This is a genomic window from Micromonospora globbae (genome assembly GCF_036184225.1).
GTDB lineage: Bacteria > Actinomycetota > Actinomycetes > Mycobacteriales > Micromonosporaceae > Micromonospora > Micromonospora globbae.
Map to the genome: position 1 here is coordinate 1,617,723 of NZ_CP108084.1, position 16,185 is coordinate 1,633,907.

The following is a 16,185-nucleotide window of genomic DNA, read 5'->3' on the forward strand; positions in this document are numbered from 1 at the left end:
GCGCCGATCCGGGGGTGGCGCGGTGGTGAGCAGCGCCCCCCACCGCGTCGCGGTCCTCGTCTACGACGGGGTGACCCTGCTGGACGTCGCCGGTCCCGCGGAGGTGTTCAAGGAGGCGAACCGGTTCGGCGCCGACTACCGGATCGTGTTCCTGTCGCCGACCGGCGCGGACGTCACGTCGAACCTCGGGGTCCGCATCGCCGTCGACGGCGCCGTCGCCTCGGAGCCGGCCGCGGACACCCTGCTGGTGGCCGGATCCGACCGCTACCCGCGCGCCCGTGTCCCCGGCGACCTGGCGGACGCCACGCGGATACCGGCGGCCACCGCCGGCCGGGTCGCGTCGGTCTGCACCGGTGCGTTCGTCCTCGCCGCCGCCGGTCTCCTCGACGGGAAGCGGGCCACCACCCACTGGCAGGTCGCGCACCAGCTCGCCGCGTGGTGCCCGACGTGCCGGGTCGAGGCCGACGCGATCTACGTCCGCGACGGCGCCACGTACACCTCGGCGGGCGTGACGGCCGGCATCGACCTGGCGCTCGCCCTCGTCGAGGAGGACCACGGGCCCGACCTGGCCCGCGAGGTCGCCCGGGCCCTCGTGGTGTACATGCAGCGCGCGGGCGACCAGTCCCAGTTCTCGGCGCCGTTGCAGGGGCCGCCGCCCCGCTCGCCGGCTCTGCGCAGGATCACCGACCTGGTGACGGCGAACCCCCGCAGGGACCACTCCCTCGGCGAACTCGCGAGACACCTCAACGTGAGCCCCCGGCACCTCACCCGGCTCTTCCACGACGAGCTGTCCACGACGCCGGCCCGCTACGTCGAGAGCATCCGATTCGACATGGCCAGGGCACTGCTCGACCAGGGACACACCGCGACGCAGGCCGCGACCCTCGCCGGGTTCCCCAGCTACGAGAGCATGCGACGGGTCTTTGCCCGGAAGCTGTCCATCAGCCCCGCCGCCTACCAGCGCCGGTTCCGCACGACCCGCCGCCCCGGCGCGGGCTAGCTGTCCCGCCCCGGCACGTTGGTTGAGGTTGTGTGACGACATGACCTGACGGAGCGGGCGCGCCGGCCGCCAGCTGCGAGGCGCTTGGTGCCGCCCGCGCGCCGGATGGGGCGCGGCACTCAGTCGAGCAGTCCGGCCTGGTGGGCGAGGATCGCGGCCTGGACCCGGTTGGCGAGGTCCAGCTTCGCCAGGATCCGGCTGACGTGGGTCTTCGCCGTCGCCTCGCTCATGTAGAGCGTCGCCGCGATCTCGCTGTTGGACATGCCCCGGCCGATGGTGACCAGCACCTCCCGCTCCTTGTCCGTGAGCACCGCGAGCCGCCGTTCGGCGTCGCCGCGACGGTCCGGTGTGGGCTCGGCGAACGTCCGGATGAGCCGGCGCGTGACCCGGGGCGAGATCATCGCGTCACCGCGTGCCGCGCTGCGCACGGCGGCGAGCATGTCGTCGGCCGAGGCGTCCTTGAGCAGGAACCCGACGGCGCCGTTGCGGAGCGCGGTGTGCACGTACTCGTCGAGGTCGAACGTGGTGAGGACGACGACGTAGGGCGGCCGGTCGAGTCTCGCGATCCGCCCGGTCGCCGTCAGCCCGTCGGTCCGCGGCATGCGGATGTCCATGAGGACCACGTCCGGCCGGAGCGTCCGGGCGAGCTCGACGGCCTCGGCGCCGTCGGAGGCCTCGCCCACCACCGTGATGTCGGGGGCGGCCTCGAGGATGGTGCGCAGCATGGCACGCACCATCCACTCGTCGTCGACGATCAGCGTCCTAGTCGGTGCGGTCATCGTCCGCCTCGGGTGCGATCGGCATCTCGGCAACCAGCTCGAACGCGCCGTCGGCGGTGGGGCCCGCGGTGAGTGTCCCGCCGATCAGGCGTACGCGCTCGCCGAGGCCGAGCAGCCCGTGGCCGCCGGCGGGCAGGGCCGCACCGGGGGTGGGCCGGCCGCGGCCGTTGCTGATCGTAACCCGCAGCGACCGCCGCGTCTGCTGGACGCGGACGCGGGTCCGGGCGCCCGGAGCGTGCCGGTGCACGTTGGTCAGGGCCTCCTGCACGACGCGGTACACGGCGTGCTCGACGAGGAGCGGCGGACGCGCGCCGGTGGCGTTCTCCATCTCCAGGGTGACCGGTACGCCGAGCCGCCGGGACTCGTCGACCAGCGCCGCCAGGTCGGCGAGGCCGGCCTGCGGAGCCAGCGGCATGTCGTCGTCGGCGCGGAGGACCGCGACGAGGGAGCGCAGTTCCGCGAGCGCGGCGCGCCCGATCGCGCCGATCTGCCGCCCCATCCGCACGGCGTTCTCGCCCCCGGACGCTTCCAGCGCGGTGGCGTGCAGCACCATCAGCGACACCCGGTGGGTGACGACGTCGTGCATGTCGCGGGCGATCTGGGCCCGTTCGTCGCTACGGGCCTGCGCCACCCGCTCGTGTTGTTCGCGTTCGAGCCGCTCGGCCCGTTCCCGGATCCGTTCGACCAGGTTGCGCCGGGTGCCGACGTACAGACCGAGCAGCGCCGGCGCGACGCACACCGCGACGGTGACCGGGATGGCCCCGTCCGCGCCGGCGTACCACCAGATCGGGACGCCGACCAGGACCACCGAGACCAGGATGCTGACGGCGACCTTCGGCCACGCCGTCGTGCGGTCGGCCAGCGTGTAGAGCGCCAGCATGACGGCCACCTGGGCCGGCACGAGGACGTTGGCCACGAGCGTGCCGGCCAGCATGATCGCCGGGGTCCGGCGGCGCCGCCAGGACAGCACGCCGACCGCGACGCCGAGGGGAACGCCGAGCCACGCCGGGGGAAGGCCCGGCTCGAACCCGGCGAGGGTGGGCCCGAAGAAGTCGACCCCGAACTGGCCCGTCGCCACGCACAGCGCCGCGGCGGACGCCACCACCGCGTCGATCACCGGACGGCGGCGGGACCAACGCACCACCTGGTGCAGACGAGGCGAGGTCATCGTGCTCCCACCCTAGGGTCCGCCGACAGCCACCGGCGTCGGCCGAAAGTTGTACGCCACCTGCGCGGATTCTCACCGACCCGACGAGCGGCCATCCCGGATCCGCCGATGTCCGCGCGGCCGCCGACGGCGACGCTCGGCACATGGGAAGAAAACGCCTCGACCCGCGAGGGCTGCAGCTCGTCTTCGGAGCCTTCGCCCTCATCGCGGGCACCCTGACCGCGCAGCGCCCCGACCCGCCCCACCCGCTGTTCACGACCGCGGCGACCTACGGCTACGCGGTCGCGGCCGTGCTGTCGATCGTCGGCTGGTTCGCGTTGGGGCGCCCCGCGACCGCCGCGTACGCCCGGCGGGTTCTGATCGTCTTCCACCTGATCTTCGTGCCGGCGCAGTTCCTGTTCCTGCTGGCCCACGAGCTGCCGTGGCTGGGCATGGCGCTGTCCTCGGCGATCGTGGTCAGCCAGCGGCCCCGCTTCCCGCGGCTGGGGCGGACGTCGCGCAAGGTGTGGCTGACGCTGCACGTCGGCATCGGGGTCGGCTGGTTGGGCGTGGCCACCGGCATGCTGGCGCTGGCGATCATCGGGGCGACGGCCGACACCCACGAGACGCAGCACGGCGCCTACCTGATGCTGCACCGGTTCGACCTTCTCCTCGCGATCCCGAGCGCCTTCCTGTCGATCATCACCGGTGTCGTGGTCTCACTCGGCACGCCCTGGGGTCTGCTCCGGCACTGGTGGGTGCTCGCCAAGCTGGCCATCGCGCTCGCCCTGCCGCTCCTCGCGTCGTTCGAGGGGCCCTGGATCGAGGAGCTCGAGGCCCGCAGCGCGGACGGCGTGATCGAGACCGGTACGACGGGGCTGCTGCTGACCGGTGCCATGGGGCTGTTCGCCGCCCTGCTGTGGACCGCGGTGATCCTCTCCGTCTTCAAGCCCGGCGGCCGGACCCGGTGGGGGCGTCCGAAGGGCGAGCCCCGCCGTACCCCGCGGACCGCGTCCACCGGGGCCGCGCGTCCGGCGCCCGGCGTGGTGCTCGCGCCGCCGGCCGGCAACGTCTGACACCCCCACCAGAAGGAGACAACCCGTGAGCAGTGCGTACGCCATAGAGGTCGACACCCTGACGAAGACGTTCGGTCGGCTCAAGGCCGTCGACGGACTGAGCTTCACCGCCGAGTACGGCCGCGTGGTCGGCTTCATCGGCCCCAACGGCGCCGGCAAGACCACCACCATGCGCGCCCTCGTCGGCCACATCCGGCCGGACACCGGCCGCGCGCACGTGGCCGGACGACCCTACCGGGAGCTGACCGACCCGCTGGGCACCGTCGGCGCCGTCCTGGAGGCCGGCGCCATGCACCCGGGCCGCAGCGGCCGGAACCACCTGCGGATCCTGGCCCGCCAGGGCGGGATTCCCGCGCGACGCGTCGAGGCGGTCATCGACGGAGTCGGTCTCGGTCGCGCGGCCGACCGCCGGGTGGGTGGCTACTCCCTCGGCATGCGCCAGCGGCTCGCCCTGGCCGCGGCGCTGCTCGGCGATCCCGCGATCCTGATGCTCGACGAGCCCGCCAACGGGCTCGACCCCGAGGGCATCCGCTGGCTGCGTGAGTTCCTGCGCGGCCTCGCCGCCGAGGGGCGGTCCGTGCTCGTGTCGAGCCACGGGCTGGCCGAGCTCGCGCTGATGGTGGACGAGGCCGTCGTCGTCGCGCACGGCCGGCTCGTCGTCCAGCAGCCCCTGGCCGAGCTGCGAAGGCTCGCGGGCGGCCGGACGGTGCGCATCAGCGTCCCCGAGCCCGACCGCCTCGCCGCCCTGCTGGCCGAACGGGGCCACCGGGTCCTCGGGCGCGCCGGGGACACCGTCACCGTCGGGGGCGACGACGCCCGCGCCGTCGGGAGGGTCGCCTTCGACCACGACATCGGGGTGGACCGTCTCCTCGTCGAGGAGCCCTCGCTGGAAGAGGCCTACTTCCGCCTCACCGCTGGAAAGGAATCGATCCGATGAGCGCACTGACCCGCGCCGAGCTCATGAAGCTCCGCACCCTCCGGTCGACCTGGGTGGTGCTCCTCGTCCTGCCGGTCGTGGCTGTCGTCACCCTGATGGACGCCGCGCTGGACCCCGTGGAGCACAACACGCGCATCGTCGACTTCATGGACGTCTCACTCGCCGTGGTGAGCGTGGTCGTGGCCGCCTTCGCGGCGGCGCTGGTCGGCGGCGAGTTCGTCCGCCGGACCGTGGGGCTCGACTACCTGGCGGTGCCGAGGCGCGTCCCCGTGCTCGCCGCCAAGGTGTCGGCCTTCGCCGGCGTCGGCGCCGTCCTCGGGCTGCTGTCCGCGCTGCTGGCCACGGTCGTGGCCGCACCGATCGCCCTGGGGCGCGACGTCGTGCTCGACGGCCCGGGCGACGCCGTCCTGCGCGTCCTGGCGGTGACCGCCGCCGTGGCCGCCCTCAGCGCGCTGGGCGCCGCCGTCGGTGTGCTGGTGCCCCACCCGGCCGTCGCCGTCGGGGCGGTGATCGGGTGGCAGATCGTCGAGATGCTGCTCGGGACGGCCCTCGGCATCGGCGACTACCTGCCGATCCGCCTCGTCACGACGGTCGCGCACCTGGGCGGCACCGTGCCGCTGCCGGTGGCGTTCGGACTCCTGTGCCTGTACGTCGCCGGCGCGGTGGGTGTCGCCCTGCTCGTCGGGAGACGCCGCGACCTCGCCTGAGTCTCCGTGACGGCGCGAGGTGGGCTCCGGCCCGGCGGAGTCCCGCCGGGCCGGAGTGTCACTCGGGTCGGACGATCAGCTCGTCCGCACCGAACCGCTCACCTCGCTGTCGCGCACGGTGGCGCCGATGGCGTCCACCGAGCCGTTCACCCGGCTCTCCACGATCGACACCACGGAGGCGCCGGCGGCGTGGAGGGAGCCGTTGAGCGTCGAGTCGAAGGCGATCAGGCCCGCGCCCGGAGCGACCTTGATCGCGCCGTTCACGGTGGCCCCGTCCAGGCAGGTGACGCCCGAGCTGACCGTGAGGCCGCCGTTCTGCCGCGTGCTCAGAACGGTGGTGCAGGCCGGGTAGCTGGGCTGGGTCTGCACGTTCAGCTCCGCGAAGGAGAACGCCCGGGCGTTGTTCGTCCGCGGGTCGTCCAGCTTCAGGACGTCCAGGCCCTTCTGGATGTCGTTCGAGTAGATGTATCCGTTGTGGTAGTACGTCGACCAGGCCCCACCGAGGATGCGGCGGGTCTCCGAGAGCGGGCCGCGCTCCCAGTAGGCGATCTCGACCGGGTTGGCCGAGTCGGTGAAGTCGATCACCGAGATGCCGCCCTGGTACCAGGCCTGGACCATGATGTCGCGGCCCATGGCCGGGATCAGCGAGCCGTTGTGCGCGACGCAGTTCTCCAGGGTCGTGTTCAACCGCGGAATCTTGAAGTAGCTCCGGAACACCAGCTCACGGTCGGCGCCGGAGCCCACGATGTCGTAGATCGCGTCGGCGCCCTGGTTGGTCCGGTAGCTGCTGGTGCAGATCGCGCTGCTGCCGCCGCCCAGCTCGTCGGTGAAGACGACCTTGGTGCCGGTGTTGTTGAACGTGGCCGAGTGCCAGAACGCGAAGTTCGTGTCCCGGACCTGGCTGAGGACCACCGGGTTCTCGCGGTCGGAGATGTCGAACAGGACGCCGTCACCCATGCAGGCGCCGGCGGCCAGGTCCAGCTCCGGGTACGCGGTGATGTCGTGGCAGCCGCTCGTGGAGCCGGCGCCGGTGGTGCCCGGGAAGAGGACCGGGGTGGCCACCACGGCGGCGCTGGTCGGGTTGTCCAGCGGCACCTTGACGATCGAGATCTTGTCGTGCGGGGGCTTGCAGTAGAACGCGCCGTTCGACGGGCCGTACGACTGGATGTAGACGTAGACGCTCTTGCCGTCCTTGCTCGGCACCAGCGTCTGGGTGTGCGAGCCGCAGTCGGTCCGGACCGACTTGATGTACCGCGGGTTCGCCTTGTCGCTGATGTCGAAGATCCGGATGCCCTCCCAGGAACTCTCGAGGGCGGAGGACGCGCTCGTGCTGCTGCACGAGTCGTTGCTCCGGGGCGCGTCGACAGCGAGGAACAGCAGGTTGCCGAAGACCGACGGGTCGCCCTGCGAGCCGGAGCAGACCACCTGGCTGACCACCTCGGGCGAGGTGGGGTCGCTGACGTCGAAGACGTTGAAGCCCTCGTAGTTGCCGGCGAAGACGTAGTTGCCCTGGAAGGCCAGGTCCGAGTTGTACGCGCCCTCGCTGGCGAAACCGCCGAACTTCGGGATGTTGGCGATCTGCCGGATGTTGTCGCTGCTGGAGATCTCGTCGACGCCGGGGATCTCGGCGGCGGCGGTCACGTCGTTGGCCGCCTCCTCCGCGATGCAGTACTCGGCGAAGTTGTCTCCGGCGGCCCGGAAGGACTCGCAGTTGTCTGCGGCTCCCGTCGAGTCGGCGCCGCTGGCCGGCGCCGCGGCGCCGACGGCGGTGAGGAGCAGGGCGCCGGTGGCGGCGAGGCCGACGGCCAGCTTCCTGCTCCCTCGGGGGATCGGTTGGGACATGTAGTGACACCCTTCGTCGCGGGTGAGCAATGGGTAGCGGGACGATAACCCTGACTCGAAACTCAGTCGGCGTGGGTTTAGATCACGCTTCGGCAACACGGCCGACTTTGTGGCGGCTCAAATATCCGCAGGTCAGGCAATCGAGCCTTTTCGCTACCGGTGAGGCTGCCGTCGCTGGTCAACGCCGCGCTACCATCCCGCCAACCTCGGGCGTAGGGCGGGAGTCGAGTGGTGGCAGGTGGACGGATGCGGGTCTTCTCCCGGCAGTCGCGGACGATCGTGCTGGTCGAGCTGGCCGTCGTCGTGATCGTCGCGGTCGCGGCGGCGGTCGCCGTCTGGTGGCCCGACGGTGACCCGCGGCCGGCGGCGAGGACGAACGCGCCGCAGTCGATCGACCTGCCCGGCCTGCCGGACTCCACCGCGCCGGTGCTGATGCCCGGGCGTCCCGGCGAACCGGCGGAGAGTCGCCGGGCGAACGAGATGACGCCCGCGCCGCGCGCGTCGTACAACAACGCCGACATCCGCTTCGTCACGATGATGATCCCCCACCACGAGCAGGCGCTGGTGATGGCCCGGCTCGTCGGGGAGCGGAGCGGGAACCCGCAGCTGAAGATCATCGCCGACCGGATCCTGGCCGCTCAGGAGCCGGAGATCAGGACGCTCGAGACCTGGTTGACGGACCGCGGCCTGGACCGCACGTCCGGCGGGAACCACCAGCACGCGATGCGGGGGATGCAGTCGGCGGAGGCGCTGGACCGCCTCACCGCCGCGCGCGGCGCCGACTTCGACCGGATGTTCGTGAGCATGATGACCGACCACCACCAGGGCGCGATCGACATGGCCGGGGAGGTGCTGGCCCTCGGGGTGGACGGCATCGTCAACGAGCTGGCCAGCGGCGTGGTCGTCGAGCAGGGGGCCGAGATCAACCGGATGCGCCAGGTGCTGGAGGCCGCGCGCTGAGCTGCGCTCCGCGTACGCCCGCCGGGGTTGGGCCCGGCGAAGTGAACGTTAACACGGCCGCAAGTGAGCGCTAACATACGCACGACTTCCGATCGTGTCAATAGTCCTACCTGCGCTGATATCTCCCGTTGACAAAGAGGACATGAGGGGTTGACATCTCCTGATGTTAACGCTCACACTTCTGCGCCAGATGGGCAGTGGCTGCCAGGCGGCGGAGTCAGGGCCGGCCGCACGGGAGGGCCCACCATGGCGTCAGAAAGGTGGAGGACAGTCCAATGTCGAAGAGGTTCCTCGCGGCCGTCGCCGGTGTGGTGCTGGCCGTCGGCCTGACCGGGTGCGGCGGGGATTCGTCCGCGTCCGGTGGAGGCGGATCCGACGACGGCACCATCACGATGGGCTTCGCCCAGGTGGGTGCCGAGTCCGGGTGGCGTACCGCCAACACCAAGTCCATCCAGGACTCGGCCAAGGAGGCCGGGATCGAGCTCAAGTTCTCCGACGCGCAGCAGAAGCAGGAGAACCAGATCAAGGCGATCCGGAGCTACATCCAGCAGAAGGTGGACGTCATCGCGTTCAGCCCGGTCGTCGAGACCGGTTGGGACGCCGTGCTGCTCGAGGCCAAGCGCGCCAACATCCCGGTGATCCTCACCGACCGCGCCGTGGACTCGGAGGACACGTCGCTCTACAAGACCTTCCTCGGGTCCGACTTCGTCGAGGAGGGCAAGAAGGCCGGCGAGTGGCTGGTCAAGGAGTCCGCGGGCAAGAGCGAGGTGAACGTCGTCGAGCTCCAGGGCACGACCGGCGCCGCCCCCGCCATCGACCGCAAGGAGGGCTTCGCCGAGGCCATCAAGGCGGCCCCGCAGATCAAGGTCGTCGCCTCCCAGACGGGTGACTTCACCCGGTCCGGTGGCAAGCAGGTGATGGAGGCCTTCCTCAAGTCCAACCCGAAGATCGACGTGGTCTACGCCCACAACGACGACATGGGCCTGGGCGCCATCGAGGCCATCGAGGCGGCGGGCAAGAAGCCGGGCGTCGACATCAAGATCATCACCGTCGACGCGGTGCGCGACGGCATGCAGGCCCTCGCCGACGGCAAGATCAACTTCATCGTCGAGTGCAACCCGCTCCTCGGCCCCCAGCTCATGGACCTCGCCAAGAAGGTCGTCAACGGCGAGCAGGTGCCCGAGCGCGTGGTGACGGAGGAGACGACGTTCACCCAGGAGCAGGCGAAGGCCGAGCTGCCCAACCGCAAGTACTGAGACCGGGCGGACCTCCGCCCACCGGTGACCCCGCCATCACACCGATGGCGGGGGCCGCAACCCCGGCGCCCGGCCCCGCGGCCGGGCCATGGCCCGCAGCACGTGATGGAGGACCACCATGTCGGTGGACGCGAAGCAGGCACCGGCCGAACCCACCCCGCTCGTGCGGATGCGCGGGATCTCGGTGGAGTTCCCCGGTGTGAAGGCCCTCCAGGAGGTGGACTTCCGGCTGTTCCCCGGCGAGGTGCACGCCCTGATGGGGGAGAACGGCGCCGGCAAGTCGACCCTCATCAAGGCGTTGACCGGCGTCTACACCCCGGCCGCCGGGGTCACCACCCTCGACGGGCGGGAGGTGTCGTTCTCCGGGCCCGCCGAGGCCCAGGCGGCCGGCATCAGCACCGTCTACCAGGAGGTCAATCTCTGCCCCAACCTGACGGTCGCCGAGAACATCCTGCTCGGTCGGGAACCGCGGCGCTTCGGCGCCGTCGACGGGCGGGCGACCCGGGCCCGCGCCGCCGAGCTGCTCGCCGACATGGGCCTCCACATCGACCCCGGCTCGGTCCTCGCCGAGCACCCCATCGCCGTCCAGCAACTCGTGGCGATCGCCCGCGCCGTCGCCGTGGACGCCAAGGTCCTCATCCTCGACGAGCCGACCTCCAGCCTCGACCAGGACGAGGTCGCCGAACTCTTCCGCATCATGCGCCACCTGCGGGACCGGGGCGTCGCCATCCTCTTCGTGTCGCACTTCCTGGAGCAGGTCTACGAGATCTCCGACCGGATGACGGTGCTGCGCAACGGCCGGCTGGTGGGGGAGCACCGCACCAGCGAGCTCAGCCGCCTCGACCTGGTCTCTCTCATGATCGGCCGGGAACTCGGCGCGCTGGCCGAGGTCGAACGGCTCGCCGGACAGGCCGGTGAGGAGGCCTCGACCGTTCCGGTGCTGGAGGCCAGGGGAGTCGGTCGCAAGGGCTCGGTCGCGCCGTTCGACCTGCGGATCAACCGCGGCGAGGTGGTCGGCCTGGCCGGTCTCCTCGGCTCCGGTCGCACCGAACTCGCGCGGCTGCTCTTCGGCGCGGACCGCCCCGACAGCGGCCAGGTGACCGTCGACGGCAGGGCCCTGCACCTGCGCGGCCCCCGCGCCGCGATCGCCGCCGGAATCGCCTTCTGCTCCGAGGACCGCAAGGGCGAGGGCGTGGTGGCCGACCTCAGCATCCGCGACAACCTGATCCTCGCCATGCAGGCCGCCAACGGCTGGGCCCGCCCGATTCCTCGCCGGGTCAAGGACCAGCTCGTCGAGAAGTGGATCAAGGCGCTCGACATCCGGCCGGCGAACCCCGACGCGCTCGTCGGCAAGCTCTCCGGCGGCAACCAGCAGAAGGTGCTGCTCGCCCGCTGGTTGGTCACCGAACCGAAGCTGCTCATCCTCGACGAGCCCACCCGGGGCATCGACATCGGGGCCAAGACCCAGATCCAGAAGCTCGTCGCCGAGCTCGCCCAGGAAGGCATGGCCGTGGTCTACATCTCCGCCGAACTCGAGGAGGTGGTGCGCCTGAGCCACCGCGTCGTGGTGATGAAGGACCGGGCCAAGGTCGCCGAGCTGGACCAGAACGCGACAGTGGACGACATCATGCGGCTCATCGCCCACGTCGACGAGCGTCCCGAGGCGGTGGCGGCATGACCTCCACCCGCCCCCTGGACCGCTTCCGCGCCAGTGGCCTGCTCTGGCCCCTCGTCGCCCTCCTGGTGCTGCTCGCGGCCAACGCCGTCGTACGCCCGTCGTTCCTGGCCCTGCGGATCCAGGACGGCCACCTCTACGGCAGCCTCGTCGACATCCTCAAGAACGGCGCGCCGACCATGCTCATCGCGCTCGGCATGTGCCTGGTCATCGCGACCCGGGGCATCGACCTGTCGGTCGGCGCGGTCGTGGCCATCTCCGGCGCGGTCACCTGCTCGTACATCGCGGGAGCGGGCGACCCCACCGGCGCCGGGGCGGCCTTCGCCGGCATGGGCATCGCGCTGGCGCTGTGCGCCGTCCTCGGCCTCTGGAACGGGTTCCTCGTCGCCGTCGTGGGCATCCAGCCGATCATCGCGACGCTCGTCCTCATGACGGCCGGGCGGGGCATCGCGATGCTCATCACCGACGGCCAGATCATCACCGTACGCAACCCGGCGTACCGCACCGTCGGCGCCGGCTTCCTGCTGCTGCCCGTCTCGATCCTCATCGCCGTCGCCGTGTTCGCGCTCGTCGCGCTCGTGACCAGGAGGACCGCCCTGGGCCTGCTCATCGAGTCCGTCGGCATCAACCCCGAGGCCAGCCGCCTGGCCGGTCTGCGCGCCCGCACCATCCGGTGGACCGTCTACGTGTTCGCCGCGATCTGCGCGGGCGTCGCGGGCCTGATGATCAGTTCGAACGTCAGCGCGGCCGACGCCAACAACGCCGGCCTCTGGATCGAGATGGACGCCATCCTCGCCGTGGTGATCGGCGGCACCTCGCTGGCCGGCGGCCGCTACAGCCTCACCGGCACCATGCTCGGCGCCCTGATCATCCAGACACTCACCACGACGGTGTACAGCATGGGCATCGCGCCCGAGATCACGCTCGTCTTCAAGGCCGTCGTCGTCATCGCGGTGTGCCTCCTGCAGGCGCCCAAGGCGCGGGCCGTGCTGCTGCGCCGCACCCGGCGACGGCACACGCCCCCCGATCCCGACGCCGAGGCCGCGGGGCGGCCGAGCACGCACACCCCGACCTCAGCGATGGTGGAGAAGGTGGCCCAGCCATGACGACCTCAGCGACGCCCGTCAAGGGCAAGAGCCCGCTCGCGCTCCCCGGCCGCCGCTCCGTCCCCGGCCGCGTCGTCCCGGTGATCGCCACGTTCGTGCTGTTCGTGCTCCTCTTCGGGGTGGGCACCGCCCGCTACGACGGCTTCCTGTCCGGCCAGGTCGTGGCCAACCTCTTCATCGACAACGCCTTCCTCATCGTCCTGGCCGTCGGCATGACCTTCGTCATCGTCACCGGCGGCATCGACCTGTCGGTGGGCGCGGTCGTCGCCCTGTCGACGATGGTGACCGCCGCCGGCCTCCAGGCCGGGCTCCCGGCCCCGCTCGTGGTGCTGCTCGTGCTGGCCATGGGGTCGACGCTCGGCCTGCTCATGGGCCTGGTCATCCACTACTTCGAGATCCAGCCGTTCATCGTCACGCTCGCCGGCATGTTCCTCGCCCGCGGGCTGTGCTTCGTCGTCGGCGTCGAGTCGATCTCCATCAAGGACCCCACCTTCCGCACCTTCGCCACCGCCGCCATCCCGCTGTCCGGCACGGTCTCGATCACCTGGAGTGTGGTGATCGCCCTGGCGATCGTGGCGGTCGCCGTGTGGGTGCTGCACCGCACCCGCTTCGGACGGACGGCGTACGCGGTCGGCGGCAACGAGAACTCGGCGATGCTCATGGGTCTGCCGGTCGCCCGGGTCAAGGTCGGCGTCTACGTCATCAGCGGGCTCTGCTCGGCCATCGCCGGCCTGCTCTTCAGCCTCTACATGCTCTCCGGCTACGGCCTGCACGCCGTCGGGATGGAGCTGGACGCCATCGCCGCCGTCGTCATCGGCGGCACGCTGCTGTCCGGCGGCGCCGGTTACGTCCTCGGCTCCCTGCTCGGCGTCCTCGTCCTGGGTGTCATCCAGACACTGATCTCGTTCCAGGGAACGCTCAGCTCCTGGTGGACGAAGATCGCCATCGGCACCCTGCTGCTCCTCTTCATCGTGATGCAGCGGGTCTTCATGCGGCGGCAGCCGTGACGACGTCCGCCGCCAAGGCGCCGGTGATGGCGGATGTCGCTCGTTTGGCGGGCGTGTCGCATCAGACGGTGTCCCGGGTCATCAACGGCTCGTCCAGCATCAAACCGGAGACCCGTGAGCGGGTGTTGCAGGCCATCGAACGGCTCGGCTACCGCCCCAACACGGCGGCCCGTGCGCTCGTGCGCGGGCGCTCCGGCATCATCGGCGTCATCGGTACGGCCCGGACGTTGTTCGGTCCGATGAGTATTCATCGGACGGTGGAGGACGCGGCGCGGGCGGCGGGGTTTTTCGCGACGTCGGTGAGTTTGTCGGAGGTGACGCGGCAGGCTCTCAGTGATGCCACGGAGCATCTGATGCGTGTCGGTGTGGAGGGGATCGTGATGATCGCCGGTCATGACGAGGCGTTGGAGGTGGTGCGGACGCAGCGGTCGCGGGTGCCGTTCGTGGTGGTGGAGGGGGATCTGTCGAAGGCGTCGCTGACCGTCGGGGTGGATCAGGTGCTGGGTGCGCGGATGGCGACGGAGCATCTGCTGGGGCTCGGGCATCGTGAGGTGGTGCATGTGAGTGGTCCGCTGAACTGGGCGGAGGCGCGGGCGCGGGTGGACGGGTGGCGTCTGGCGATGGGTGGGGCGGGTCTGCGTCCGGTGGAGCCGGTGTCGGGGGACTGGAGTTCCCGTAGTGGTTATGTGGCGGGGCGGCGGATCTGTGAGATGCCGGGGGTGACGGCGGTGTTCGCGGCCAATGATCAGATGGCGATCGGTGTGTTGCGGGCGTTGCAGGAGTGTGGTCGTCGGGTGCCGGGGGACATCTCGGTGGTGGGGTTCGATGATGTGCCGGAGGCGGCGTATCTGATTCCTCCGTTGACCACGATCCGGCAGGACTTCGAGGCCGTCGGTCGCCGGGCGATCGAGGTTGTCACGCAGGCGATCCGGGGTGTGGAGTTGCACCCGTCGCCGTTGGTCGTTCCCACCCTCGTGGTGCGCGAGAGCACCGCGACTCCGACAAGGACCGAGACATGAGCGACGACAGGTACGTGGTGGGTGTCGACTTCGGCACGCTGTCGGGACGGGCCCTGGTGGTCCGGGTCTCCGACGGCGCCGAGCTGGGGTCGGCCGTGCACGAGTATCCCCACGCCGTGGTCACCGACGCCCTGCCCACCGGGGAGACGCTGCCTCCCGAGTGGGCGCTTCAGGTGCCCCAGGACTACCGCGAGGTCCTGCGGGTGGCGGTGCCGCGGGCCGTCGAGGCGTCGGGGATCGACCCGGCCGACGTCATCGGCATCGCCACCGACTTCACGGCGTGCACGGTGCTCCCGACCACGGCCGACGGCACCCCCCTGTGCGAGCTGCCGGCGTACGCCCGCCGGCCGCACGCCTACGTGAAGCTGTGGAAGCACCACGCCGCCCAGGGGCAGGCCGACCGCATCAACGAGCTGGCACGCCGGCGCGGTGAGGCGTGGCTGCCGCGCTACGGCGGGCTCATCTCCTCCGAGTGGGAGTTCGCCAAGGCGCTGCAGGTCCTCGAGGAGGACCCCGAGGTGTACGCGGCGACCGAGCGCTGGGTGGAGGCCGCCGACTGGATCGTGTGGCAGCTGTGCGGCCGGTACGTCCGCAACGCCTGCACCGCCGGCTACAAGGGCATCCTCCAGGACGGCGCGTACCCGTCACCGGAGTTCCTCGCCGGACTGAACCCCGCCTTCGCGGGCTTCGTCGCCGACAAGCTCGAACATCCCATCGGCCAGCTCGGCGAGGCCGCCGGCCGGCTCACCGCGCAGGCGGCCGCCTGGACCGGCCTGCCCGAGGGCATCGCCGTGGCCGTCGGCAACGTCGACGCCCACGTCACGGCCCCCGCCGCCCAGGCCACCGAGCCCGGCCAGATGGTGGCCATCATGGGCACCTCGACGTGCCACGTCATGTCGAGCACCGTCCTGCGGGAGGTGCCCGGCATGTGCGGCGTCGTCGACGGCGGGATCATCGCGGGGCTGTGGGGCTACGAGGCCGGGCAGTCCGGTGTGGGGGACATCTTCGGCTGGTTCACCCGGACCGGCGTGCCCGCGGCGTACGAGGCCGAGGCGGCGCGACGCGGCATCTCGGTGCACGACCTGCTGACTGAGCGGGCCGCCCGCCAGGCGGTGGGTGAGCACGGGCTCGTGGCGCTCGACTGGCACAGCGGCAACCGGTCCGTCCTCGTCGACCACGAACTCTCCGGGGTCGTCGTCGGGCAGACCCTGGCCACCCGCCCGGAGGACACCTACCGGGCGCTGCTCGAGGCCACCGCCTACGGCACCCGGGTGATCCTCGAGACGTTCCGCGACAGCGGCGTCCCGGTCGAGGAACTCATCGTCGCCGGCGGCCTCACCAGGAACCGGCTGCTCATGCAGATCTACGCCGACGTGACGCGGATGCCGCTGTCGGTCCTCGCCTCCGAGCAGGGCCCGGCGCTCGGCTCCGCGATCCACGCCGCGGTCGCCGCCGGCGCGTACCCCGGTATCACCGCGGCGGCCAAGACCATGGGCCGGGTCACCCGGGCCGCGTACCTGCCCGACCCGGAGCGGGCGGCGGCCTACGACGCGCTGTACGCCGAGTACCTGACGCTCCACGACTACTTCGGCCGGGGAGCGAATCCCGTCATGAAGCGGCTCAAGGAGATCCGCCGTTCCGCCCGGATCTCCGCCGGTCGAGAGGAGAGCTGAC

14 protein-coding genes are annotated in these 16,185 nt (G+C 71.3%); 11 read left to right on the forward strand and 3 right to left on the reverse strand.

Features of this window, described 5'->3' with window-relative positions; genetic code table 11:
* Positions 1–25: 25 nt before the first annotated feature.
* The gene (locus tag OG994_RS07200; protein ID WP_328852602.1) at positions 26–1,000 is read left to right on the forward strand and encodes a GlxA family transcriptional regulator; all 975 of its coding nucleotides are present in this window, start codon (positions 26–28) and stop codon (positions 998–1,000) included.
* A gap of 119 nt (positions 1,001–1,119) precedes the next feature.
* Here OG994_RS07200 and OG994_RS07205 read toward each other — a convergent pair whose 3' ends face one another.
* Together OG994_RS07205 and OG994_RS07210 are read right to left on the reverse strand one after the other, a co-directional pair.
* A complete protein-coding gene (locus tag OG994_RS07205; protein WP_120326909.1) occupies positions 1,120–1,779 on the reverse strand; it encodes a response regulator in 660 nt (219 codons plus the stop codon).
* Complete coding sequence (locus tag OG994_RS07210) at positions 1,763–2,947, reverse strand: sensor histidine kinase (RefSeq protein ID WP_328852603.1); 1,185 nt, start codon at positions 2,945–2,947, stop codon at positions 1,763–1,765. The genes OG994_RS07205 and OG994_RS07210 overlap by 17 nt, the downstream gene beginning before the upstream one ends.
* Before the next feature lie 143 nt (positions 2,948–3,090).
* Here OG994_RS07210 and OG994_RS07215 point away from each other — a divergent pair, with 143 nt between their 5' ends.
* Genes OG994_RS07215 through OG994_RS07225 form a run of 3 tightly spaced genes read left to right on the forward strand, consistent with a single transcriptional unit; the run spans position 3,091 to position 5,646 of the window.
* Positions 3,091–4,002 (forward strand): hypothetical protein, encoded by a 912-nt coding sequence (locus tag OG994_RS07215; protein ID WP_328852604.1) that lies wholly within the window; start codon positions 3,091–3,093, stop codon positions 4,000–4,002.
* Between the two features lie 25 nt (positions 4,003–4,027).
* Positions 4,028–4,939 (forward strand): ATP-binding cassette domain-containing protein, encoded by a 912-nt coding sequence (locus OG994_RS07220; RefSeq protein ID WP_328852605.1) that lies wholly within the window; start codon positions 4,028–4,030, stop codon positions 4,937–4,939.
* Positions 4,936–5,646, forward strand: a complete 711-nt coding sequence (locus tag OG994_RS07225) for a hypothetical protein (protein ID WP_120326913.1) — start codon at positions 4,936–4,938, stop codon at positions 5,644–5,646. The genes OG994_RS07220 and OG994_RS07225 overlap by 4 nt, the downstream gene beginning before the upstream one ends.
* A 75-nt stretch (positions 5,647–5,721) precedes the next feature.
* Here the strand turns inward: OG994_RS07225 and OG994_RS07230 are convergent, their stop codons facing one another.
* Positions 5,722–7,488, reverse strand: coding sequence for an LVIVD repeat-containing protein (locus tag OG994_RS07230; RefSeq protein ID WP_407942571.1), 1,767 nt, complete (start codon positions 7,486–7,488; stop codon positions 5,722–5,724).
* Positions 7,489–7,734: 246 nt separating this feature from the next.
* Here OG994_RS07230 and OG994_RS07235 point away from each other — a divergent pair, with 246 nt between their 5' ends.
* The 7 genes from OG994_RS07235 to araB all read left to right on the forward strand — a co-directional run bounded on the left by OG994_RS07235 (position 7,735) and on the right by araB (position 16,184).
* Positions 7,735–8,448 carry a DUF305 domain-containing protein gene (locus OG994_RS07235; RefSeq protein ID WP_328852607.1) on the forward strand — a complete coding sequence of 238 codons (714 nt, stop codon included), beginning with the start codon at positions 7,735–7,737 and terminating at the stop codon, positions 8,446–8,448.
* A gap of 275 nt (positions 8,449–8,723) precedes the next feature.
* Complete coding sequence (locus OG994_RS07240; protein ID WP_120326915.1) at positions 8,724–9,704, forward strand: ABC transporter substrate-binding protein; 981 nt, start codon at positions 8,724–8,726, stop codon at positions 9,702–9,704.
* Between the two features lie 118 nt (positions 9,705–9,822).
* On the forward strand, positions 9,823–11,382 hold the full coding sequence (locus tag OG994_RS07245) for a sugar ABC transporter ATP-binding protein (protein WP_204985150.1): 1,560 nt from the start codon (positions 9,823–9,825) through the stop codon (positions 11,380–11,382).
* Positions 11,379–12,485, forward strand: coding sequence for an ABC transporter permease (locus OG994_RS07250; RefSeq protein WP_120326916.1), 1,107 nt, complete (start codon positions 11,379–11,381; stop codon positions 12,483–12,485). Before OG994_RS07245 ends, OG994_RS07250 begins: the two co-directional genes overlap by 4 nt.
* On the forward strand, positions 12,482–13,492 hold the full coding sequence (gene yjfF / locus OG994_RS07255) for a galactofuranose ABC transporter, permease protein YjfF (RefSeq protein ID WP_328852608.1): 1,011 nt from the start codon (positions 12,482–12,484) through the stop codon (positions 13,490–13,492). Before OG994_RS07250 ends, yjfF begins: the two co-directional genes overlap by 4 nt.
* Positions 13,489–14,511, forward strand: coding sequence for a LacI family DNA-binding transcriptional regulator (locus OG994_RS07260; protein ID WP_328852609.1), 1,023 nt, complete (start codon positions 13,489–13,491; stop codon positions 14,509–14,511). The genes yjfF and OG994_RS07260 overlap by 4 nt, the downstream gene beginning before the upstream one ends.
* Entirely contained in the window at positions 14,508–16,184 is a 1,677-nt protein-coding gene (araB, locus tag OG994_RS07265) for a ribulokinase (RefSeq protein WP_120326918.1), read from the forward strand. The genes OG994_RS07260 and araB overlap by 4 nt, the downstream gene beginning before the upstream one ends.
* Position 16,185 lies beyond the last annotated feature (1 nt).

Bases quoted from the DNA above. Each gene is read 5' to 3' on its own strand.
- OG994_RS07205 (WP_120326909.1), bottom strand. From the start codon at position 1,779: ATGACCGCACCGACTAGGACGCTGATCGTCGACGACGAGTGGATGGTG.
- OG994_RS07210 (WP_328852603.1), bottom strand. From the start codon at position 2,947: ATGACCTCGCCTCGTCTGCACCAGGTGGTGCGTTGGTCCCGCCGCCGT.
- OG994_RS07215 (WP_328852604.1), top strand. From the start codon at position 3,091: ATGGGAAGAAAACGCCTCGACCCGCGAGGGCTGCAGCTCGTCTTCGGA.
- OG994_RS07225 (WP_120326913.1), top strand. From the start codon at position 4,936: ATGAGCGCACTGACCCGCGCCGAGCTCATGAAGCTCCGCACCCTCCGG.
- OG994_RS07230 (WP_407942571.1), bottom strand. From the start codon at position 7,488: ATGTCCCAACCGATCCCCCGAGGGAGCAGGAAGCTGGCCGTCGGCCTC.
- OG994_RS07235 (WP_328852607.1), top strand. From the start codon at position 7,735: ATGCGGGTCTTCTCCCGGCAGTCGCGGACGATCGTGCTGGTCGAGCTG.
- OG994_RS07240 (WP_120326915.1), top strand. From the start codon at position 8,724: ATGTCGAAGAGGTTCCTCGCGGCCGTCGCCGGTGTGGTGCTGGCCGTC.
- OG994_RS07245 (WP_204985150.1), top strand. From the start codon at position 9,823: ATGTCGGTGGACGCGAAGCAGGCACCGGCCGAACCCACCCCGCTCGTG.
- OG994_RS07250 (WP_120326916.1), top strand. From the start codon at position 11,379: ATGACCTCCACCCGCCCCCTGGACCGCTTCCGCGCCAGTGGCCTGCTC.
- yjfF (WP_328852608.1), top strand. From the start codon at position 12,482: ATGACGACCTCAGCGACGCCCGTCAAGGGCAAGAGCCCGCTCGCGCTC.
- araB (WP_120326918.1), top strand. From the start codon at position 14,508: ATGAGCGACGACAGGTACGTGGTGGGTGTCGACTTCGGCACGCTGTCG.